The 22602-nt window shown below is 59.4% G+C and carries 12 protein-coding genes; 2 read left to right on the top strand and 10 right to left on the bottom strand.

What is annotated here, in order from left to right:
• Window positions 1–12: 12 nt before the first annotated feature.
• The 10 genes from RMR13_RS04105 to RMR13_RS04060 form a co-directional block, all read right to left on the bottom strand.
• Window positions 13–882: a cytochrome b N-terminal domain-containing protein gene (locus RMR13_RS04105; RefSeq protein ID WP_310599371.1), complete on the bottom strand. Its 870-nt coding sequence runs from the start codon at window positions 880–882 to the stop codon at window positions 13–15.
• The gene (locus RMR13_RS04100; protein ID WP_310599370.1) at window positions 882–1343 is read right to left on the bottom strand and encodes a Rieske (2Fe-2S) protein; all 462 of its coding nucleotides are present in this window, start codon (window positions 1341–1343) and stop codon (window positions 882–884) included. The genes RMR13_RS04105 and RMR13_RS04100 overlap by 1 nt, the downstream gene beginning before the upstream one ends.
• Window positions 1343–1867 carry a pantetheine-phosphate adenylyltransferase gene (gene coaD / locus RMR13_RS04095; protein WP_310599369.1) on the bottom strand — a complete coding sequence of 175 codons (525 nt, stop codon included), beginning with the start codon at window positions 1865–1867 and terminating at the stop codon, window positions 1343–1345. Before coaD ends, RMR13_RS04100 begins: the two co-directional genes overlap by 1 nt.
• On the bottom strand, window positions 1860–2447 hold the full coding sequence (rsmD, locus tag RMR13_RS04090) for a 16S rRNA (guanine(966)-N(2))-methyltransferase RsmD (protein WP_310599368.1): 588 nt from the start codon (window positions 2445–2447) through the stop codon (window positions 1860–1862). The genes coaD and rsmD overlap by 8 nt, the downstream gene beginning before the upstream one ends.
• Window positions 2448–2470: 23 nt before the next feature.
• Window positions 2471–3238 (bottom strand): CDP-diacylglycerol--serine O-phosphatidyltransferase, encoded by a 768-nt coding sequence (pssA, locus tag RMR13_RS04085; RefSeq protein ID WP_310599367.1) that lies wholly within the window; start codon window positions 3236–3238, stop codon window positions 2471–2473.
• Window positions 3239–3376: 138 nt separating this feature from the next.
• Window positions 3377–4057 (bottom strand): phosphatidylserine decarboxylase family protein, encoded by a 681-nt coding sequence (locus RMR13_RS04080; RefSeq protein WP_310599366.1) that lies wholly within the window; start codon window positions 4055–4057, stop codon window positions 3377–3379.
• 61 nt (window positions 4058–4118) lie between these two features.
• A complete protein-coding gene (ilvN, locus tag RMR13_RS04075; protein WP_309411378.1) occupies window positions 4119–4601 on the bottom strand; it encodes an acetolactate synthase small subunit in 483 nt (160 codons plus the stop codon).
• Between the two features lie 64 nt (window positions 4602–4665).
• Window positions 4666–6366, bottom strand: coding sequence for a biosynthetic-type acetolactate synthase large subunit (gene ilvB / locus RMR13_RS04070; RefSeq protein ID WP_310599365.1), 1701 nt, complete (start codon window positions 6364–6366; stop codon window positions 4666–4668).
• A gap of 204 nt (window positions 6367–6570) precedes the next feature.
• Window positions 6571–7164, bottom strand: coding sequence for a tetratricopeptide repeat protein (locus tag RMR13_RS04065; RefSeq protein WP_310599364.1), 594 nt, complete (start codon window positions 7162–7164; stop codon window positions 6571–6573).
• A gap of 106 nt (window positions 7165–7270) precedes the next feature.
• Window positions 7271–8104, bottom strand: a complete 834-nt coding sequence (locus RMR13_RS04060; protein ID WP_310599363.1) for a hypothetical protein — start codon at window positions 8102–8104, stop codon at window positions 7271–7273.
• Between the two features lie 901 nt (window positions 8105–9005).
• Between RMR13_RS04060 and RMR13_RS04055 the strand changes: the two genes are divergently transcribed.
• Both RMR13_RS04055 and RMR13_RS04050 read left to right on the top strand, forming a co-directional pair.
• Window positions 9006–9974, top strand: a complete 969-nt coding sequence (locus tag RMR13_RS04055) for a lysozyme inhibitor LprI family protein (RefSeq protein WP_310599362.1) — start codon at window positions 9006–9008, stop codon at window positions 9972–9974.
• A 15-nt stretch (window positions 9975–9989) separates the two neighbouring features.
• A partial coding sequence (locus tag RMR13_RS04050; RefSeq protein ID WP_310599361.1) for a calcium-binding protein occupies window positions 9990–22602 on the top strand: 12613 nt, incomplete at its 3' end.

The raw sequence follows: 22602 nt of genomic DNA, 5'->3' as shown, positions 1-22602 counted from the left end.
AGAAGGCGCGGCTTACAACCGCTGCAGGCAGATGGCGGTGAAGGCGCCGTAGAAGAGCAGCCAGCTGCCGATGGCCAACAGGACGCGGGTACGGGCCCGGCCGGCGGCGGGCAGCCAGAAGAGCATCAGCAGCGGCAGCAGGGGGATCAGCACGCCGGCGACAAAGGGAGACAGAAAGCGGAGCAGTTCCTGGAGGCCGAGGAAAAACCAGGGACCGGCGATGAACAGCAGGCCGAATCGGTTCGGTTCCATCGGCGCCGGCACGGCGATAGCCACCAGCATGAAGGCCAGGACCAGCACCAGGTGCGAGCGCCAGCGGGCGGTGTAGCGGCGGAGATGGGGCCAGGCGGCCATGAACCCCAGGACCACCAGGCCGATGACGTGATGGACGTAGACCTTGCGCAGACCGCTGCCGGACAGGTCGAACAAAAGATCGTTCAGTTGCCGGCCGATCACGGGCACGGACAGGCAGATGTGTTCGGCAATGGCGCCCGCCGCTTCGCCGGTGGCGTCCCCCCGGAGCACGTAGCCGGTGAACAGCAGCAGCAGTCCGCAGGGCAGGGTGGTGCAGAGCCTGATCCAGGGGCCGCGTTGGAATTTTTCTTCGTTTTTCCACAGCACCACGGCGACATGGACCAGGAGCAGCAGAAAAAAGGCCTGGCTCGTGTAGTAGTGCAACCCCCGCCAGAAGGAGCCGTACGGCACCACCAGTTCGATGGCCCCGGTCGAATAGAAAGGGGCGGTGTGCTCGTATTGCAGGGCCACCACCACGCCCGAGCCGATCGACAGCAAGAGGCTGATCAGCGAGCCTCCCCCCCACCGATAGGCCAACAGCCAGCGCCATATTCCGGCCGCGTATTGTCCGAGCAGCTTGTCCGCCATCAGAGATGCACCACATAGGCGGTGACCCGCCCTTCGCCGTCTTTCTTGACGGCGACCTTGTATTGGGGCAGATTTTTTTCCGCCGGCCCGGCGATCCGTTTGCCGTCCGGGGTGAAGCGGCTGTGGTGGCAGGGACACTCGATGTATTGCTTGTCTTCCTGATAGTTGATGCGGCAGCCCAGGTGGGTGCAGATTCGGGAGACAGCCGTTGCCCCTTCCCCTTCCGGGGTGGCGAACAAAAGGAAGTCGTGGCCGGTGTGGACGCCACTGAGCGGCAAGGGGGCGGGCACTTCCACCAGGCGTGGCTTGGGGGGGATCCGGTGGCCGCTGAAGCGGATCAGGGGATAGAGAATGAGGGCCGTTCCTGCCGCTGCCGCCCATTGCAGCCAGCGCTTCAGCAGATCGCGCCGACCCATGGTGGGATCGGAAGGGTCGGTTGCGCCGTGAGTCGGGGTTTCCATCAGGCGAATTTTTCCTGCAAGGCCCTCTCCACATGCTCGGGAACCAGACCGGTGATCTTGCCCTTGCACCGGGCCGCGTTCTTGATCCCGCTTGAGCTGATGAAGATCCAACGGAAACCGGTCATGAGGAAAACCGTGTCCACCGAGCGTTCCAGCCGCCTGTTCATCAGCGCCAGCTGGAATTCGTAGTCGAAATCGGAGACGGCCCGGAGGCCGCGGATGATGGTTTGCGCGCCCTGGCGCAAGGCGTAATCGACAATCAGCCCGTCGGTGTACCCGACCGCAACCCGGTCGGAGCCGGGAAAGCATTGGCGGATCATGTCCATGCGCTCTTCCAGGGTGAACAAGGGCGTCTTCTGCACGTTGACCGCAACGGTGACGATGATCCGGTCAAAGAGATGCAGGCCCCGCTCGATGATGTTGACGTGGCCGTTGGTGATCGGGTCGAAGGTCCCCGGATACAGGGCGATCCGAAGCGGTTGCTCTCCCGCTCCGGCAGGGGATGGCGGCTGGCTGTCATTCATGGGCGGCATGCGGCCGGTTGGGGGCGAAGAACCACAACCCGGTTTCTCCATAACGGCGATGGTCGATGAGGGCAAGGGAGGCGACCGATTCGGGAAGCGCGACGCTGCGGTGCTCCTCCACGACAATCAGGCCGTCTTCCGCCAGGATGTCCGCTTCTTCTACCATTGCCAGAACCCGTTGCGCCAGATTTTTCTGGTACGGCGGATCCATGATTGCCAGGTCGAACCGGCCGTCGGCGGCCGCGGCGGTCTGCAGCGGATGCAGATGCGGGGAGGTTGCGAGGTTGAGGGCGGCAAAGGCGGCGCGGGGCCGGGCGATGCAGGCGCGCAGATTGGTTTCGATCAACCGGCCCGCTTCCGGCGACTGGTCGACGAACAGCACCGAGGCCGCCCCCCGGCTCAGGGCTTCGATGCCGATGGCGCCGGTGCCGGCGAAAAGGTCGAGCACCCTGCTGCCCGCAATCCGCTGCCCGACGATGTTGAACAAGGCTTCGCGCACCCGGTCGCAGGTCGGACGGATCTGGCCGGAGCGGGGTGAGGCCAGCTTACGGCCCCGGGCGCTGCCGCCGGTGATACGCACGAAATCCTCGGGAAAATCAGTGGTTATTCTAGCGGGGTTTCCTGCTTGACCGGCTTCGGCCGCTTCCGCCGCACCCGGTCCTTGACGGCCAGCACTGGTCCGGAAAGGATGTAGAGGGCGGAGGCCACGAACAGGGTGATGGGCGGTTCGCTGGCCAGCAGGATGAGCAGGAGGATGAGGCCCACGATCAACTGGAACCGTTTTTCCTTGGAGATGTCCATGTGCTTGAAGCTCAGATACCGGTGGGTGGAAACCATGAGGTAGGAGAGCAGGTAAACCATCAGCAGCAGGGCGACATGCTGGACAGTGGAGGCGGTCTTGAAGACATGGGTGCTGAACATGACCGCGGTGGCGATCATGCCGGCCGCAGCCGGGCAGGGCAGGCCGGTGAAGTCGTGGCTCGGGCTGGCCACGGTTTGGGAGTTGAAACGGGCCAGACGCAGGGCGGTGGCGGCCACGTAGAGAAAGGCGGCCAGCCAGCCGTAGCGGCCGTACGGGGTCAAGGCCCAGAGGTAGGCGAGCACGCCGGGGGCCACGCCGAAGGCGACCATGTCGCAGAGGGAGTCCAGCTCCATGCCGAAGGTCGAGGTCGAGTGGGTCATCCGCGCCACCCGGCCGTCGAGGCCGTCGAACACGGCCGCCACCAGGATGGCCACCGCGGCCGCGAAGAAATGGCCGTTGAAGGAGGAGACGATCGAGTAAAAGCCGCTGAACAGGCTGCAGATGGTCAGCATGCAGGGCACGACGTAAAAACGGTTGGGCGGCGGGGCGGCGGGCGCGGTGTTTTCCATGGCAACTCGTCGGAATTGAAAGCGGTGAAACGGTTTGAAGCCGATTGAGGCGGAATCGGTCAGGCACACGGATGCGGGCGCGCATCCGTGTGGGCCGTCGAAGGATGAAACGATAATATTATACGATAGGTTGAAGAGTTAGGCAATGGGTTCTTCCCGGTTGTCCTCGGTTGGGGCCGAAAGAAAACCAAGGGCGGTTTCGCCGGCCCGGACCTTCTCGCCAACCTTGACCGCAATCCGGGCGGTCAGCGGCAGGTAGAGGTCGACCCGCGAGCCGAACCGGATCAAGCCGAACCGTTCGCCGGCCAGTACCCGGTCGCCCGCTTCTGCCCGGCAGACGATGCGGCGGGCGATCAGGCCGGCGATCTGCACCACCGCATAGCGTTGCCGGTGCGGGGTGGCGAGGGTCAGGGCGCAGAATTCGTTGTGGAGGACAGCCTTGTCCTTGTCGGCGGAGTAGAATTTCCCCGGAGACAGGGTCACCCGCTCTACCGTGCCGGTCAGGGGGACACGGTTGACATGGACATTGAACACGTTCATGAAGATGGAGATTTTTTGCGCCCGCGCGTGCAGGAAACGGTCGTCGTCGACTTCGGCCACCACGATGACCTTGCCGTCGGCCGGACAGACGATGGCATCCCTTTGTTCCGGCAGCACCCGGGCCGGGTCGCGGAAAAAATAGGTGACGAACCCGGTGAGCAGCAGGCCGGCCAGGGCCGGAATGGCCCAACCGAGCGCGGCCAGGACCAGAGTGGCGAAAGCGCAGAACAGAATGAAGGGATATCCTTCGAGGGCCATGGGCAGTTGGGGTTTTTGCATGAAAACTCCGGGAAAGGTGGAGAGAAGAGGCCGGCTGCCAAGCGCGGCCAATGGCGCGGCGCTATTTCTTGGGCGCGCGCGCCATCGCGATCTTGCCGGTGCGGACGATCTCCTTGATGCCCAGCGGTCGGAGGATGTCGATCACCGCCTTGATCTTGGATTCGGACCCGGTGATCTCCAGGGCATAGGTATTGGGGCTGACATCCACCACCTTGCCGCGGAAAATGTCGATGATCCGCAGTACCTCGGCCCGGGTGCTGGCCTCGGCCTTGACCCGGATGAGCGCCATCTCCCGCTCCACGAACTCGCCCTCGCTGACGTCGTTGACCTTGATGACGTCGATCAGCTTGTGCAGTTGCTTGGTGATCTGCTCGATGATGGCCGCCTCGCCCTTGGTGACCACGGTCAGGCAGGAGACCTGGGGATCGTAGGTTTCGGCCACGCACAGGCTCTCGATGTTGAAGCAGCGGCCGCTGAAGAGACCGGTCACGCGCGACAGCGCGCCGGGCCGGTTGCGCAGTAAGACAGACAGGGTGTGTTTCATGGGTATGGTCCTGTTCGGGGTTGGGACTGTTCTGTTGCGCCGGGCAGCGGCGCGCCGGCAATGTTCAGACCAGGAGCATCTCGGTGGTGGCCTTGCCCGCCGGCACCATCGGGAACACGCCTTCCTCGCGGGCGATGGTAAAATCCATGACCACCACGTTCTTGGTGGCCAGCGCCTCCTCGATAACCGGCTCGACCTCGGCCTTGGTCCTGGCGCGCAGGCCAACCGCGCCGTAGGCCTTGGCCAGGGCGACGAAATCCGGGGTGATCTCCATCACCGTCGAGGCGTAGTGGCGGTTGTAGAACAACTCCTGCCACTGCCGCACCATGCCGAGAAAGTTGTTGTTGAGGATGGCGATCTTGACATGGGCGCCGCATTCCCTGGCCGTGGCCAGTTCCTGGATGTTCATCTGGATCGAGCCGTCGCCGGCCACGTCGATGACCGCGGCGTCGGGGAAGGCAATCTGCGCGCCGATGGCCGCCGGCAGGCCGTAGCCCATGGTGCCGAGGCCGCCGGAGGTCAGCAGGCGGCGGGGATGGTTGAACTTGTAGAATTGGGCCGCCCACATCTGGTTCTGGCCGACCTCGGTGGTGATGATGGCGTCGCCGCCGGTCAGCTTGTGCAGGGTCTCGATCACGTACTGGGGCTTGATGATGTCGCCGTTCTCCAGGTAGGTCAGGGGGTGCTTGCTCTCCCATTCCTTGACCTGCTCGACCCAGGGCGCATGCAGTTCGGCGGTCTCGCGCGAGTTGAAATCGCTGGATTTGTCGAACCAGGCATTGATCGCCTGCAGCGCCAGCTTGCAGTCGGCGACGATGGGAATGTCGACGCCGACGTTCTTGCTGATCGAGGAAGGATCAATGTCGATGTGGATGATTTTGGCCTGGGGGGCAAAGGCGTCGAGCCGCCCGGTGACCCGGTCGTCGAAGCGCGCGCCCACGGCGATCAGCAGGTCGCTCTTGGCCACCGACATGTTGGCGGCATAGCTGCCGTGCATGCCGAGCATGCCCAGGGACAGCGGGTCGGTGCCGGGAAAGCCGCCCAGGCCCATCAGGGTCATGGTCACCGGAATGCTGAGGCGCCGGGCCAATTGGGTCAGCTCCTGGTTGGCGCCGGACAGGATCACGCCGCCGCCGACGTACAGCACCGGCCGCTTGGCCTTGAGGCAGGCGCGGCAGGCTTTTTCCACCTGGTTGGGATGCGGGTTGACGTTGGGCTGGTAGGTCTGCATCTTGATCGGCTTTTTCGGCGAATAGGTGACCGTCGAGCCGATGATGTCCTTGGGAAGATCGACCAGCACCGGGCCGGGCCGACCGGACGCGGCCAGGTAGAAGGCCTCGCGCAGGGTCGGAACCAGCTCCTCGGGGTCGTACACCAGGTAGTTGTGCTTGGTGCAGGGGCGGGTGATGCCGACGATATCCACTTCCTGGAAGGCATCGTTGCCGATGAGGGCGCGCGGCACCTGGCCGGTGAGGATCACCAGCGGAATCGAGTCGCAGTAGGCGGTGGCGATGGCGGTGACGCCGTTGGTGGCGCCGGGGCCGGAGGTGAGCAACGCCACGCCGACCTTGCCGGTGGATCGGGCGAAGCCGTCGGCGGCATGGACCGCGCCTTGCTCGTGGCGCACCAAAATGTGGCGGATGTCGCTCTGGCACAGCTCGTCGTAGAGTTCAATGACCGCGCCGCCGGGATAGCCGAAAAGGACCTCCACGCCCTCTTCCTGGAGGCACTTGATAATGGCTTGTGTACCTTTCATTTTACTCATGTCGTCGTCCTTTGCATGCGCTGCGTTCCGCCCGGCGGCCGATGCGGCCGCGCTTCCGGCCTGGTGAACAAAAATGTCCAGAAGATCGAGGAATATAGTGGGAGCACAGGAGGCTGTCAAGCGGGAAACCGGCAGTTCCCCGCGGCGGCCCGCCCGCCCTTTATCCCGCGGGAACAGGCAGGCCCGGCGGGCACGGTCGCGGCGTTACGGCTTGGCCGTTTCCTTCGTTTGTTTTTCCAACTGGTCGATGAGATCGGCCACCATCTTGCCGGAGGGTGCCGCCGCCATCGGGTGATATTTGAGCAGGATCTTCCATTCGGCCACGGCGCCCTTGGGATCGTTCAACCCGGTCAGCAGGACTACGCCCTTGTTGAAGCGGGCCTGTTCGTGTTCGGGATTGGCGCGCAGCACCTGGTCGAAGGTCTCGATGGCCTTTTGGTGCTGGTTGTCCTGGTGGTACATGACCCCGAGATCGGTCATCACGTTGAGGTCGCCGGGCAGCAGTTCGAGCGCCTTGTGGTAGGCGGCGATGGCCTGCTTGGCCTGGCCGGTGTCGAAATAGGCGTGTCCCAGTTCCACCCAGAGCTGGCCGTCCTTGGGATTGTCCTTGGTCGCCTTTTCCAGGGCGGCGATGGTTTCCGCCGCATCGCGCTGGTGGCCGCTGCCATCCTGGTGGACCTCGGCGGTCGCGGGCGTCCGGTAGGCGGAGTACATCACCCCCCCGACAAAGCCGATAATCAGGGCCACCACCACATATAAATACACTCGTTCCTTTTTGATCATGCCTTTCGGATCCACGCGTTCACCTGGGAAAAATGGGCAATGAGGCTGCACGGCGCAGACTCGGCAGTCCGCAAGATAGCACAGGCGATTCGGAACCGCAACCGGAGGAAAAAGCCCGGCTTCACGCCTCCGGCTCGATCGTCGCCTCCAGGCAGAGCCGGTGCAGGGCGGGGCCGCAGTGGCCGCAGACCGTCACTCCGGTCGAGCGCCATCCTCGGCCGGCCTGGCGGCAGGCCGCTTCGATCTTGGCCAGCGCGGCCAGGTGGCAGCGCTTGGCCTGCATGTCGTAGAAATGCAGGGTGCCGCCGGGCCGCAATCCGTCAATGGCCGGGAGCAGCAGGGATTCGCCGCCGTGCGGCAGGGCGACGAGTACCCGGTTGAAACGGTGGCCGAGGTCGGGCAGCATCCGGCCGGCATCGCCGGCAAGAAAACGGACGGAGCGGATGGCGCGATTGGCCGCGAGATTGCGGAGGGCTAAGGCGTGGGCCGCAGGATTTATTTCGATGCCGATCACTTCGCGGGCCCGGCTGTGTCGGCCAATGACCAAGGGATAGGGACCGACTCCCGAACAAAGCACCGCGACCCGCTCGCCCGGTCGGACCAGGGCGGCAATCCGCGCCCGTTCGTGGGCCAGCCGTACCGAAAAGTACGTCTGGGCCAGATCGAGGTGGAGGAATACACCGTTTTCCCGGTGCGCCGTGGTCAGGCGCCGCTCGCCGGCGACGATGTGCAAGGGCCGGGTGCGAAAAGTGCCGCCGTATTGGCCGCCGCGTCTGGCAACCACCCGGACGGCCGGAAGCGCATCCAGGATGACGGCTCCGATGGCTGCTGCCAGCGGCTCCAGTTCCGGAACAATGGAAACCACGGCGATGTCGCCCACGCGGTCGAAACCGCCCGGCAATCTGGCCGGATCGATATCGGGAAACCGGGCGGCTAACATCGAGCGCAAACGCATGGGACTCACCGGCTGAAAAGGAAAGGAAAAGAATGTTGGCGAATTGCGCCATGGCACCAGCGCTCTCTACCAGAAAAACGGGCAGGGGGAAAAGAACAAAAAACTGCCAAATCGAATGCCAGGGGCCTGTTGGCTGTGCCGGATCCTGCGGACGCTTTGGCGCGCGCACCTTGCCCGCCGCCTGGACAAGGAAGGCGATTTTCATTCTGGCCGCTGCGGCCAGGCGGCCAACGCCGCCACTTTCTCCCGGCCGACGGTGTCATGAAGACAGGGGGAACAATCCGGTGAGTCGCCCGCCGTGCTTTTCGTTGCGCTTCTTTTGCATTTTTTTGCCAATCCTAAACTGTTGCAATGCAAGGATAAACTTAATTTTTTCCCACTGATTCAGTGAGATGGTAAACAAGAAATTCTTGTCTGTAGTTATAAATTTTACGTATAATGCATCTGTGCGTTGCATGGCTCGGCTTGGTGGCGGCCTCGCCGAGGTTGAGATGCCTGGAAACGGTACAAAGGGAAGTGCCTGGAGGCATTGCCAAGACCCTCGTCGTGTTGCGCTGCTGTCGCAACTTGCTTATGTGAGTGGCGGCTGGCGATCATCTGGATGTGGGTGCTGCCCCGGACGGCAATCATTCCGGACGAGAAGGATGATTTATACCCCTCGGCCCGTTACGGACAGGCGGCTTCTCCACCTTAGGTGACGATATCGCCAAGGTCCTGATCTCAAAAAATGGAGAGCCGCTCGCTGGGGTCGCAGCTCTTGCGGTATTGGGAATAGATTCGGCGTATAACAAGGCTTGATGTCTCGATGTCGACAGTTTGTCTGGTGGCGCGGTCTGGAGTGTGGCCGCATGTATTGTGCTGATATTATATATATTATTTCCAAATTTTAAGGGGTTGCAGCATGAAAGGGGACAGGAAGAGGAGACTTGACCAATGGATCGCGTTGTTGGCGGGCATGGTGCTGTTGTGGGCGGTAAGCGCTCCGGCGGCCAGCTTTGATTGCAACAAGGCCCGGACGACGGTGGAAAAGATGATCTGCGCAAATGCGGAATTGTCGAAGCTGGATGAGGAGATACAGCCGCTTTACCAGCAGGCGAATCAACGCACAGCTGACCCGGTGGGATTCAGGGCGGAACAGCGGCAATGGCTAAAATTACGTGATTCCTGCAAGGATGCCGGTTGTGTGGCCCAAACCTACCGCTCGCGGCTTGCTGCTTTGCGCTCGTTCCTCCTGGCGCCCAAACCCTGTTTCCGCCTGCTGGAGCGGAAGTGGCCGGAAGTACCCAGCGGCCATTATCCGGTGTGTGTGGATGTGCTGAAAAGCATGAACACCTTGTGCGGCGATATACCCCTATGCGAATGGAAAGTCAGCCCATCCGTCCCCTCGCTGTCTCTGCCGCAATGGGAAGAACTCGATCCCAAAAAATACCTGAAACTTATCCAACATATGTATCAAACACCGAGAACGCTCGAAGCGCCGGAGGAACAATGGACCCCCATCCCATCTGATGTTCTCCGCAATATTCGGGAGGGAAAAGTCCGCTTGTGGCGCGCTTTGATTGATGTGGACCAGGACGGCGAGAAGGAAAATGTGGTCAAGCTCCGTGCGCACTCCTGTGAAGATGGATATGGTACGGAGTTTTACGCAGGATCAATGGTAAATGTGGCCAATGCGTCGATGAATAGGCTTGATCTCCGCTATGATGGATTCAGTATCGCTGCGATGAGTCTGATGCTCCATGATAACCGAGCATTTGTCATTGCTCGGAATAGTGACCTGGAGTTCTCCGTCGAGGAGCCGTTTTCCACCAAGGAAGGGATGGATAAAGGAAAGATTTCCGTCTGTGTTTTTGAGTACTTGAAACAGTAAAAGAGGAGAGAAATCATGCTGACCTATAACCAATTGGAAACAAATGCCTACAAGGCTTTGCGCTATCAGGTTTTGGTGAATGTAGAGGAGAGCGGCGATCCTAGTGAAACTCCATACCGTGACTCTAAAGGTATCCCGACCATCGGCATCGGTTTCAACTTGAGGACACGTTCTGTCAGAATAGAGGTGCTAAGGGAATTGGGGTTAATGGTGACTGATCCCAGCCCAGCGGAACGCCAATATCTGAACGAGATCGAAGCCATTGTTAATACGAACTATGCCAGTAATGCGGCCCTGCGTACCGCCCTCAACAATGTCATGAGCCGTCGTTTCAATGACGTCAATATTCCGACGGAAAATCGTACGCACGCGACCTTTGAGTTTGCCAACGATGGCGAAATTCGCAAGGTCTTCGACACATTGATTGAGGAATACGAGAATCAAGTCGATTCCCGGCTTGCCGGCATTCCCGCCACTGCGCGGGAACGAGTGGCCCTGGTGTCTCTCGCTTGGAACAATGCCGGAAAACTGCTTGGTGACGGTCTCAAAAACGCCCTGCAAAGCGGCAACCGGGCCGAAGCCTGGTATGAAATCCGCTACAATTCCAATGGGGATGTCTTGCCCGGCATTGCGAAACGCCGATTTTACGAGGCTGAGATCTTTGGCCTTTATGATTCCGGTGACCAGGCCAGGGATAAAGACGAATCCTTACAAATCTATCGAATGTATACCGTACACCGGAATAAAATTTTGGAATACGAGGCTGTTTATGGAAACCTGAAGAGTCAGGCCGGCACGAGAGGAGATCAGATCGCGGCAGCCAATAGCGACTATCATCTGTCCGGCAACAATATCGTTCGTTCGTTGGAGGCTGAACTGACCTCGGCAGCCAGTGTGCTGATGTCCGAGTATATCAAACCGGGATACAATCGGGCGCAAGATTTTAATCCTTTGAACATCCAAGTGGCGAGCGACAAAGCCTATGCTCTGAACGGAGAAGATGCAGCAACACGCACTGGTTTTAATGATGATTTGCTCATCGGCAGAGACAATGGTGGTGATATCCTGAACGGCCGTGGAGGCAACGATCTGCTTCTTGGCCAGGGTGGCAACGATACTCTGGCAGGCGGGGCCGGCAATGACATTCTGATTGGTGGTGCGGGCCAGGACAGCATGAACGGCGGCTTGGGCGACGACATTTTTATCGTTGAAGGGACGGATGGCGACTACGACCTTTTCATAGGCGGTGGAGGTACGGACGCCATTTTAGGCGGTGCTGGTGACGACACCATCCGGCTGAACATTTTTTCCGGAGTGGGCACGGTCGAGGTGATTGACGGCGGGACTGGGACCAACGTGATCGGCGGCACGGAACAGGCCGATACTATCGACCTGAGCGGGACGATCCTCAAGAATATCCAACGGATCGAAACCGGTGCGGGCAACGATACCGTTATTATCGGTGCGAGTACCATTGCCAGTGGTGACAGATTGACGGTTGACGGGGGCGACAACGACGACACCTTGGATGGACGGGCGGTCCTTGACAAGCAACTGGAGCTTATTGGCGGCAAGGGGCAAGATACCCTGTACAGCGGCAAGGGAGACGATATCCTGATCGGTGGCGAGGGAGTCGATACTTATGTGATCAATTCCGGCGACGGTCGCGATACCATCATCGACGAGGGGCGGAACATCCTGGTGATCAACGGCGTGGTCTTTGCCGGGATGTTCGTCAAGGAGGAGGACTCGAACAGCTATACCTTCACCAGCGACGACAAAACCTACACCATGACTTTCAACTCCCCGGGTACCCTGACCATCGACGGCGAAACCAGCATCACTTTTGCCAACCAGACCAGCGCGGCGGATTTCGCCAACCATGAGTTTGGCATAACCCTGCAGGACAAGGCCCCGGAGACCGCGCTCACTCTGACCGGTAGCGGAGGCCGGGATGTGATGCAGGTAACCCATGAGAATCTCGACGACATCACGACCTGGCGACTGTCTTTCTGGTCGTCTTCGTCGCTTTTCCCTCTGTACAGCGCCCGCTTTCCGACCGTGGCGCCGCGGATGCACATAACCGGCGGTGTGGGCGACGATTACCTGTATGGATTTATGGCGCATGACGAGATTTTCGGTGGAGAAGGCAATGACCTCATCACGGGGCAATTGGATGTGTTGGTAGGGAATCAGGGAGAAGAGGCCATAGATCTGGCAAACATCATGTCCGGTGCCTTGGAAGGGGACTGGCTGGATGGGGGAGCTGGAAATGACTATGTGGGCGGCTCATACGGCGACGATCAAGTATTCGGCGGTACGGGCGACGATCTGCTTGAAGGGAGCCACGGGACAGACTATTTGCGCGGCGATGCCGGCAACGATGTTCTCGGCGGTGGTTCGGGTGAAGACAACCTCATTGGCGGCGAGGGCGACGACCTTCTGATTGGCGATGGTTTTTTCAAAGATGCCACCGGAGGGGAAAGTTTTTTTGGCTCGAATTATTTTCCTTTCTTCAGCGCCACCTTTACGGCATCGGCAGCCGGCTACCGCACCGGCTATGCCACGACTAATTTTACCACCTACGTTACCATTGACGGCGGCCGCGACACCCTGAACGGCGGTACGGGTAATGACATGCTGTATGGCAACGGTGGCGACGACATTCTTGACGGTGGCGACGGGCATGATGCCCTGATCGGCGGCGTGGGCGCCGACTGGTTATACGGCGGCGCGGGCAACGACCTGCTGATTGGCGACGATGACGGTATGCCCGGCGGGGGCAACGATTATCTGGACGGCGGTGCTGGCAATGACATGCTTTACGGATTTGCGGGTAATGACGCCCTGTACGGCGGCGACGGGCACGACGAACTCTACGGACATGACGGTGCCGACACGCTGTACGGAGGCACTGGCAATGATATGCTTTTTGGTCACGACGGCGACGATTATCTGGACGGCGGCGCGGGTGATGATGAGCTGCAAGGCGGTACGGGCAACGACCGGTTGTACGGCGGCGACGGCAACGACAAGCTGTATGGTGACAATGGCGACCTGAGCGGTTCCGGCAACGATTATCTTGACGGCGGCGCGGGCGATGACCAACTCGCCGGCCTTGGTGGTAATGACACCCTGTACGGCAATGACGGGGCTGACAATCTCTGGGGTGGCGACGGCAACGACATCCTCGTCGGCGGTACGGGCGATGACTCTCTGGCCGGCGAAGACGGAGACGATACCTATGTGTTCAACCTGGGCGACGGCGTGGACACCATTTTCGAAAGCTCGGGACAGGATACGGTACAGTTCGGGCAGGGCATCGCCTTGGCGGATGTGACCGTGATCAGGTCCGACAACTCCCTGATCCTTAAAATTGGCAACAATGGCGATCAACTGACCATTGCCAACTGGTTTTACGGCGCCACCTACCAGGTAGATCGTTTTGTTTTTGCAGACGGCACTACCCTGACCAGTTCGGGGTTGTTTTCGACTTCCCCCGTGCATATTAGCGGCACAGCGGCGGACGATATACTCGATGGTGACGATGGCATGGACATCATGGCCGGTGGGGAGGGCAACGACATCTTGTATGGGTATGCTAACAACGATACGTTGCAGGGAGGTGCCGGAGACGATGCCTTGTATGGCGGCACCGGCAACGATGTGCTGGCTGGCGGTGCTGGCAACGATTACCTGGAAGGCGGTGCCGGCAACGATATTTATGTGTTCAATCCGGGCGATGGTGCGGACATCATCGACAACAGTGGCAGAGAGTGGCTGGATACTGGGGATACGGTGTCGTTCGGCGCTGACATCGCTTTGGCGGATTTTGTTCGAGTCAGGTCCGGTGACGACCTAATTCTCAAGATTGGCGGCAATGGTGACCAACTGACCATGCGCAACTGGTTTTCCGGCGCTTCCTATCGGATAGGCCGGATCGATCGGTTTATCTTTGCCGGTGGCGTTACGTTGACCGGAACGGAGTTGTTGCTTGCCGGGCCCTTATATGTGAACGGCACCGCGTCGGACGATACACTCTACGGGCATGAGGGAATGGACATCATGACCGGTGGCGAGGGTGGCGATACCTTATATGGGTATGCCGGCAACGATATCTTGCAGGGCGATGCCGGCGACGATACCTTGTACGGCGGAGATGGAGACAATGTGCTGGATGGCGGAGCGGGCAACGACTATTTGAAGGGCGGCTACTACGGCTATAACGTGTTTGTTTTTGGCCGCGGCTATGGCCATGACGTGGCCGATGCCGATAGCGGATGGGACGGTTCCGACACGGTGCGTTTGCAGGATCTGTCGCCGGATGAGGTGGAACTCCGCATCGTGACAATCGATGATGAGTGGGATTACGGATATTCTGGCCTGGTCATCCGGATCAGGGATACGGATGAAACCCTGACCGTATCCCGAGGTCACAACCTGGAGTTTGCCGACGGCACTGTGTGGTCCTGGACTGATATTTGCCAGGTAGGATTACGTGGCACCGATGCAAATGAGTACCTGGGACTGTCTGAGGTTGGAGCGCTGTATGGCGAGGGAGGTAACGATGAACTGAGCGGTAGCGCCGGCAACGATATCCTGGTGGGCGGCCCCGGAAACGATGACCTGGACGGTGGAGAAGGACAGGACCTCTATCTGTTCAATCGGGGAGACGGCCAGGATATGGTGTCCAATTGGAGCGGTGACCGTGCATCTATTCCCGGGCTGCTGTTGCCCGATACCTTGCAGTTCGGCGAGGGGATAGCGCCGTCCGATATTGTCGTCAGCCAGGATGGAGATGATTTGGTGCTTGCCATCAGCGGCACGGATGATCGGGTGTCCCTCGGGCAGTGGTTCTGTTCATTTTCATCTCCCGGTCCATACCGTATGATACAGGTTGTCTTCCAGGATGGCACGATCTGGAACGATGGGGACCTGATCAGCAGGTGTGTTGGCCTGATCGATCCGGACTTGTCTGGCGGTACGGAAAAGGGAAAACCGATCCTGCAGAATGGCGCCGAGGGCAACGATATTCTGATCGGCAACGATATAAGTGGTTCTGGCCACGGCATCGCCGATTTTTTGTTTGGCCGCGGAGGCAATGACCGGCTGGTGGGGGGCGATGGCGGGGATTGGCTGGATGGCGGCGATGGCGACGATGTGTTGTTTGGCGATCACGAATTGGATTATACGGGCGAGCGCCCGCCAAATATGGGTTTCTGGCAGGAAGATCGCCTTTATGGAGGCCGCGGCAACGATATCCTGTATGGGGGAGAGAGCCGGGATGTACTGGATGGCGGCGCAGGGGATGATATATTGTTTGGCGATTACGGGCCGCCTTATCACTCGTATTACCAGTTTTGGTATCCCCAGGAAGACATTCTGACAGGTGGGACGGGCAACGATATTCTCTCCGGCGACCGAGGCAATGACTTCTATATCTTCAACTCCGGCGACGGCGCGGATACCATCTGCGACTATGAAAATATGGATCGGGACATCCTCTCCTTTGGCGCGGGGATCACATCCGCCGACCTGACCGGTTACAGCAAATCCGGCAACGATCTCGTGATGAAGGTGGGCACGAACGGCGATCAAATCACCGTCGTCAACTGGTTTTGGGGACGGTTCGCCCAGCTTGACCTGACCTTTGCCGATGGGACCACGATATCCGCTCCCGAATTGATGGAACGGGCCTCCTATTACAGCCAGCATGGTTCATCATTCACTGATTATTTGTTTGCCGGGTCCGGCGAGAGCATCCTGGATGGCGGTGGCGGCGACGATTATCTCTATGGCAGTGACGGGAACGACACGCTCCATGGCGGCGCGGGCAATGATTTCCTCGATGGCGGTTTGGGTGCCGATCTCCTGTATGGCGGCGACGGTGACGATCACTTGGTTGGGTATGGTGACGACGATGCGATGTCGGGCGATACGATGCTCGGCGGCACCGGCAACGACAAATACTATGTCAACAGCTCCTACGATAGCGTGATCGAGGGCTTGGACGAAGGGATCGACGAGGTCTTCTCCGCTGTCAAAGACTATACCTTGGGGGACAATGTCGAGAATCTGACCTTGGTCGGTTGGGACAGTCTATCTGGCCACGGTAACAATTTTGACAACGTCATCGCCGGTAACGACTGGGCCAATACTCTTCATGGAAATGACGGCGACGATATCTTGAAAGGCGGATCGGGCAACGATGTCCTGATAGGAGGCACCGGAGATGACGCGCTCGACGGCGGCGCGGGTGACGATACCTTTGTCTTTGACCTGGGCGATGGCCGGGATACCGTTCATCTCGACACGATGGGCGGGGTGGATACCGTGTCCTTTGGCGCGGGCATCGAGTTGAGCGACATCCGCCTGATACGATCCGGCAACGACCTGGTGGTGCAGGTTGGCACCGGTGGCGACCAAATTACGCTGCATGAATGGTACGACGACAAATATGCAAGCTCTCGCACCGACAGGTTCTATTTTTCTAGCAGCGATAGGATGTTGACCGGAGTTGAGCTCATGGCCTTGCAGCGGATCGACGGCTCCCCGGACGACGATGTGTTGATGGGGACCGCCGGTGCCGATCTACTGGCCGGCGGCGATGGAGATGATCGCCTCGATGGCGGTGCCGGCAACGATCTGCTGGTCGGCGGCGCCGGCAATGACGTGTTTGTCTTTGGCCGCGGCTACGGCCATGACACGGTTGATGCCGATGAGGAAAATGACACGATTTTCTTGCAGGATCTGCTGCCCGCCGATGTGGAATTCGGCATAGGGATTCGTGAGGCCTGGGTTGCAGAGGAGATCTGGGGTGGATGGTACAGCTCGTATTCTGACCTGATCGTCCGGATCAAGGATACGGGCGAAACCATGACCGTGCTCTGTGAAATCTGGAGAGACTCTTGGTCGGTTCAGGGGGTGGAATTTGCCGACGGCACGGTGTGGTCCATGGCTGCAATCTACCAGGCAGGTTTGCATGGTTCTGATGGAGATGAAGAATTGTCGTCCACCGGGACACTGTATGGCGAAGGCGGCGATGATACGCTGTACGGCAGCAGCGGCAATGACATGCTGGTCGGCGGAGCCGGCAATGACACGCTGCATGGCAAAGACGGCGACGATCTCCTCGCCGGCGGTGCTGGCAATGACATCCTCGACGGCGGCGCGGGTGACGACACCTTTCAGTTCAATCTGGGCGATGGGCAGGACATTATCCGGTTCGACCCAACGAACGGAGTGGACACGCTTTCGTTTGGCGAGGGGATCGGGCAGGGGGATATTCGTTTGATTCAGTTCGACTCCGATCTGGTGATCCGGGTCGGTGCCGGCGGCGACCAGGTCACGCTGATCGATTGGTATCGGGGCGATCTTGAACACCATCGCATCGACCGGTTCAGCTTTGCCGACGGCACCACCTTGACTACTGCCGAACTCATGGCCTTGCAACAGACCAACGGTACCCCGGATGACGATGTGCTGATAGGATCGTCCGCCAATGACATGCTGATTGGCGGGGCCGGCAACGACATGCTCTATGGCAACGCCGGCGATGACTACCTCGATGGCGGAGCAGGAAACGACCTGCTGGTTGGCGGCGCCGGCAATGACGTGTTTGTGTTTGGCCGCGGCTATGGCCATGACACTGTCGATGCCTGGGAATATTACGCAGGGGAAACGAAAGTTCTTTTACAGGATCTGCTGCCTGCTGATGTGGAATTCAGCGTCAGACCTTGGGTTGGCGATGCCCCGTATGGTGTCTCGTACTTTGATCTGATTATCCGGATCAGGGATACGGGCGAGAGCATGACCTTACTCCGGGGCGCGGATTACCAGCTTCAGGGTGTGGAATTCAGCGACGGCACAGTGTGGTCCATGGACGATATTTGTCAGGCGGGGTTGCATAGCTCTGACGCGGATGAAAAGCTGAGTCTCGTTGCGCCGGGAACCTTGTTCGGCGAAGGTGGCAATGATACGCTGAACGGTGGCATGGACGATGACATCCTCTACGGCGATGATGGCAATGACACCCTGATGGGCAGTGCTGGCAGCGACACGCTTTACGGTGGAGCCGATGATGACTACCTGAGTGGTGGTGCCGGCAACGATCTTTTGGCTGGTGGAACAGGAAACGACAGGCTGTACGGCGGGCACGGTGACGACACCTTTATCTTCAACCTGGGCGATGGTCAGGACCTCATCCTGTTCGACCCAACGAACGGAGCGGATACGCTAGCCTTTGGCGAAGGGATTGGATTGGACGATATTCGCCCGGTGCGGTCCGACCTCAATCTGGTGATACATGTTGGCGCCGGTAACGATCAAATTACGCTGATCAATTGGTACCTGGGCGCTTATTCGGACTTCCGCGTCGACCGGTTCAGCTTTGCTGACGGCACGGTACTGACCGGTGCCGAACTTATGGCCTTGCAGTCGCCCGACCAACCTCCGGGTGACGTGGTACTGACGGGAGACGCCGGCAACGACACGCTGGTGGGCGGCACCGGCAACGATACGTTGAGGGGGAATGGCGGCAACGATACCCTGATCGGCGGTTCGGGTAACGATACCTATCTCTTTGCTCTTGGCGATGGTCAGGACCGGATCGACGATTTCGATTTGGCCGGTGGCAACGATACGCTGCGCCTTATTGGTATCGCCGACACCGATGTGCTGGTCTCTCGATCGGGGAACGATTTGCTGTTCAATATCCAAAACAGTTCCGATGAGGTTGCTCTTGTCGATTATTTCGTGCCAGCTACCATGGATGGCGGGGAAACATCCGATCACAAGGTGAACTTTGTTGCATTTGACAATGGGATCGTCTGGACGCAGGACACCATTCAAGCATTGATCGACCGGGGCAACAATAACGCCCCGGTCCTGTCGGTTGCTCTTACCGACACGACGATCGATCTGGGTGGTGCGTTCAATTACACGGTTTCCGGCATATCGTTCACGGACCCCGATCCGGGCGATACCCTGATCTACAGCGCTACCTTGGCCGATGGCGGTGCCCTGCCGGCATGGCTTGTTTTCGATCCCGTCACCCGCACCTTCAGCGGCACGCCGTCTGCTTCCGGCACCACGAATGTGCGGGTGACAGCGACGGACGCTGGCGGTTTGACGGCCTGGGGTGACTTTGACATTATCGTCAAGGCCAAGGAGCTTACCCTGACCGGCACGGCTGGCGCGGACATTCTGAGAGGTGACGCCGGCAACGACACCTTGAAGGGTGGAGCCGGCAACGATATGTTGATTGGCGGTGCCGGCAACGATATCCTCAACGGCGGTGCGGATGACGATAGTTTTGTGTTCAACCTTGGCGATGGCCAGGACGTCATTCAAGCCGATAGCACCAGCGGTGTGGACACGCTGGCCTTCGGCGAGGGGATCGAGTTGAGCGACATCCGGCTGGTACGTTCGGGCAACGATTTGGTGGTGCAGGTTGGCAAAGAGGGCGATCAGATCACCCTGACCAGTTGGTACATGGGCGGCTGGGAGAGCTACCGGCTCGACCGGTTCAGTTTTGCGGACGGCACGGTACTGACCTGGCAGGAACTGTTCGGTCGCCATCCCGTCTTGGGCGGCTCCGGAGATGATACCCTCCCGGGCCACAACAACCTCAACGATATTTTGTGGGGCCAGGAAGGCAACGATACCCTTGAAGGGCGTTCCGGTGACGATATCCTGCTTGGCGGAACTGGCGACGATACCTTGAGCGGCGGTGCTGGCAGCGATACCTATAGCTTCAATCGCGGCGACGGTAATGACATCATCAACTCCGACAGTAGCAACGGCCTGGATACCCTGCGTTTTGGCGAAGGCATTGGCCTGTCCGACCTGCGTTTGGAGCAATCGGGGAGTTCGGACCTGGTGGTGAAGCTCAACGATGCCGGCGGCCAGATTACCCTGAAAAGCTGGTTCAGCAGCACATCGTATCGCATTGGCACCTTTGCTTTTGCCAATGGTACAGCGTTGACCTGGCAGGAGTTGCTCGAAGCCCTGCCGGTGTACGGCACATTGGCTAACGATTCCCTGAGCGGCAACGACAATGTTGCCGACCATCTCATCGGCCAGGCCGGCAACGATACCTTGTACGGCTATGGCGGCAGCGATCTTCTCAAAGGCGGCTACGGCGATGATGCCTTGAATGGCTACGCCGGCAACGACGTCCTTGACGGTGGCGCGGGCAACGATACTTTAAACGGCGGTGCCGGCAGCGATACCTATATCTTCAATCGCGGCGACGGCAATGACATCATCAATGCCGACAGCAGCGCTGGCCTGGACACCCTGCGTTTCGGCGAGGGCATTGGCCTGACCGACCTGCGTTTGGAGCAATCGGGGAGTTCGGACCTGGTGGTGAAGATCAACGATGCCGGCGGTCAGATTACCCTGAAAAGCTGGTTCAGCAGTGCGTCGTATCGCATCGGTACCTTTGCTTTTGCCGATGGTACAGCGTTGACCTGGCAGGAGTTGCTCGAAGCCCTGCCGGTGTACGGCACATTGGCGAACGATTCCCTGAGCGGCAACGACAATGTTGCCGACCATCTCATCGGCCAGGCCGGCAACGATACCTTGTACGGCTACGGCGGCAGCGATCTTCTCAAAGGTGACGTGGGCAATGACCAGTTGTATGGCGGCACCGGCAGCGACATGCTGGAAGGTGGCGAAGACGCCGATACGCTCAACGGTGATGCCGGTGATGATATCCTGACCGGTGGGATTGGCGACGACATTTTGAACGGCGGCGCCGGCAGTGATCGCTATTTGATCAATGTTGGCGATGGCGCCGATACGATAACAGATTCCGATTCGTCAGGGGGTAATGTTGACACAGTAGTTTTCGGCACCGGCATCGAGGTTGGGAATTTATCCTTGGCGAAAAGCGGCAATGACCTGCGTATCCAGCTCAATGAAGCCGATAGTCTGCTGGTGAAGAACTGGTTTTCCTCCTCCGCCTATCGCATTGAGCGGTTCGAATTCGCCGATGGCACGGCATTGGACGCCCATCAATTGGAAACGCTGGGGGGCATTACCGTTGCTGGCGATGCCGGCAACAATTCCCTGAGCGGTTCTTCAATGACCGAGACCGCGGATATTCTGCGCGGTCTCGGCGGCAACGATACCTTGTACGGCTACGGCGGCGCGGATATTCTCGAAGGCGGTGAAGGTAACGACTATCTGTATGGCGGCACCGGCAGCGATACCCTGAACGGCGGAGTTGGTGATGATACGCTCACCGGTGAAGCCGGCGACGATATTCTGCTTGGCGGGACTGGCAACGATACTTTAAACGGCGGTGCCGGCAGCGACACCTATATTTTCAACCGCGGTAACGGCAATGACATCATCAACTCCGACAGTAGCAACGGCCTGGACACCCTGCGCTTTGGCGAGGGCATTGGCCTGACCGACCTGCGTTTGGAGCAATCGGGGAGTTCGGACCTGGTGGTGAAGCTCGGCGATGCCGGCGGCCAGATCACCCTGAAAAGCTGGTTCAGCAACGCATCGTATCGCATCGGCACCTTTGCTTTTGCCAATGGTACGGCGTTGACCTGGCAGGAGTTGCTCGAAGCCCTGCCGGTGTACGGCACGTCGGCTAACGATTATCTGGTCGGCAGCGACAGTGTTGCCGACCATCTTATTGGCCAGGTCGGCAACGACACCTTGTACGGCTACGGCGGCAACGATCTTCTCGAAGGCGGTGCCGGCGACGACTATCTGTATGGCGGTAATGGTGACGACGTCCTTGACGGTGGTGCGGGCAACGATACTTTAAACGGCGGTGCCGGCAGCGACACCTATATTTTCAAGCGCGGCGACGACAATGTCATCATCAACTCCGACAGTAGCAACGGCCTGGACACCCTGCGTTTTGGCGAGGGTATTGACCTGTCCGACCTGCGTTTGGAGCAATCGGGGAGTTCGGACCTGGTGGTGAAGATCAACGATGCCGGCGGCCAGATTACCCTGAAAAGCTGGTTCAGCAGCGCATCGTATCGCATCGGCACCTTTGCCTTTGCCGATAGCGCGGAGCTGACCTGGCAGGAGTTGCTCGAAGCTCTGCCGGTGTACGGTACGTCGGCAAACGATTCCTTGAGCGGCAGTGACAATGTCGCCGACCACCTGGTTGGTCAGGCCGGCAACGATGCCTTGTACGGCTACGGCGGCAGCGATCTTCTCGAAGGCGGCGCTGGCGACGATACCTTGAATGGCTACGCTGGCAACGACGTTCTTGACGGTGGCGCTGGCAACGATACTTTAAACGGCGGTGTCGGCAGTGATACCTATATTTTCAACCGCGGCGACGGCAATGACATCATCAATGCCGACAGCAGCAACGGTTTGGACACCCTGCGTTTCGGCGACGGCATCAATCTAACCGATCTGCGTTTGGAGCAATCGGGGAGTTCGAACCTGGTGGTGAAGCTCAACGATGCCGGCGGCGAGATTACCCTGAAAATCTGGTTCAGCAGCACATCGTATCGCATCGGCACCTTTGCTTTTGCCAATGGTACGGCGTTGACCTGGCAGGAGTTGCTCGAAGCCCTGCCGGTGTACGGCACGTCGGCTAACGATTCTCTGGTCGGCAGCGACAGTGTTGCCGACCATCTTATTG

It is taken from the genome of Desulfobulbus sp. (assembly GCF_031547805.1).
GTDB lineage: Bacteria > Desulfobacterota > Desulfobulbia > Desulfobulbales > Desulfobulbaceae > Desulfobulbus.
This window is presented reverse-complemented; position numbering and strand designations above follow the sequence as displayed.

Bases quoted from the DNA above. Each gene is read 5' to 3' on its own strand.
- RMR13_RS04105 (WP_310599371.1), bottom strand. From the start codon at position 882: ATGGCGGACAAGCTGCTCGGACAATACGCGGCCGGAATATGGCGCTGG.
- RMR13_RS04100 (WP_310599370.1), bottom strand. From the start codon at position 1,343: ATGGAAACCCCGACTCACGGCGCAACCGACCCTTCCGATCCCACCATG.
- coaD (WP_310599369.1), bottom strand. From the start codon at position 1,867: ATGAATGACAGCCAGCCGCCATCCCCTGCCGGAGCGGGAGAGCAACCG.
- pssA (WP_310599367.1), bottom strand. From the start codon at position 3,238: ATGGAAAACACCGCGCCCGCCGCCCCGCCGCCCAACCGTTTTTACGTC.
- RMR13_RS04080 (WP_310599366.1), bottom strand. From the start codon at position 4,057: ATGCAAAAACCCCAACTGCCCATGGCCCTCGAAGGATATCCCTTCATT.
- ilvN (WP_309411378.1), bottom strand. From the start codon at position 4,601: ATGAAACACACCCTGTCTGTCTTACTGCGCAACCGGCCCGGCGCGCTG.
- ilvB (WP_310599365.1), bottom strand. From the start codon at position 6,366: ATGAGTAAAATGAAAGGTACACAAGCCATTATCAAGTGCCTCCAGGAA.
- RMR13_RS04060 (WP_310599363.1), bottom strand. From the start codon at position 8,104: ATGCGTTTGCGCTCGATGTTAGCCGCCCGGTTTCCCGATATCGATCCG.
- RMR13_RS04055 (WP_310599362.1), top strand. From the start codon at position 9,006: ATGAAAGGGGACAGGAAGAGGAGACTTGACCAATGGATCGCGTTGTTG.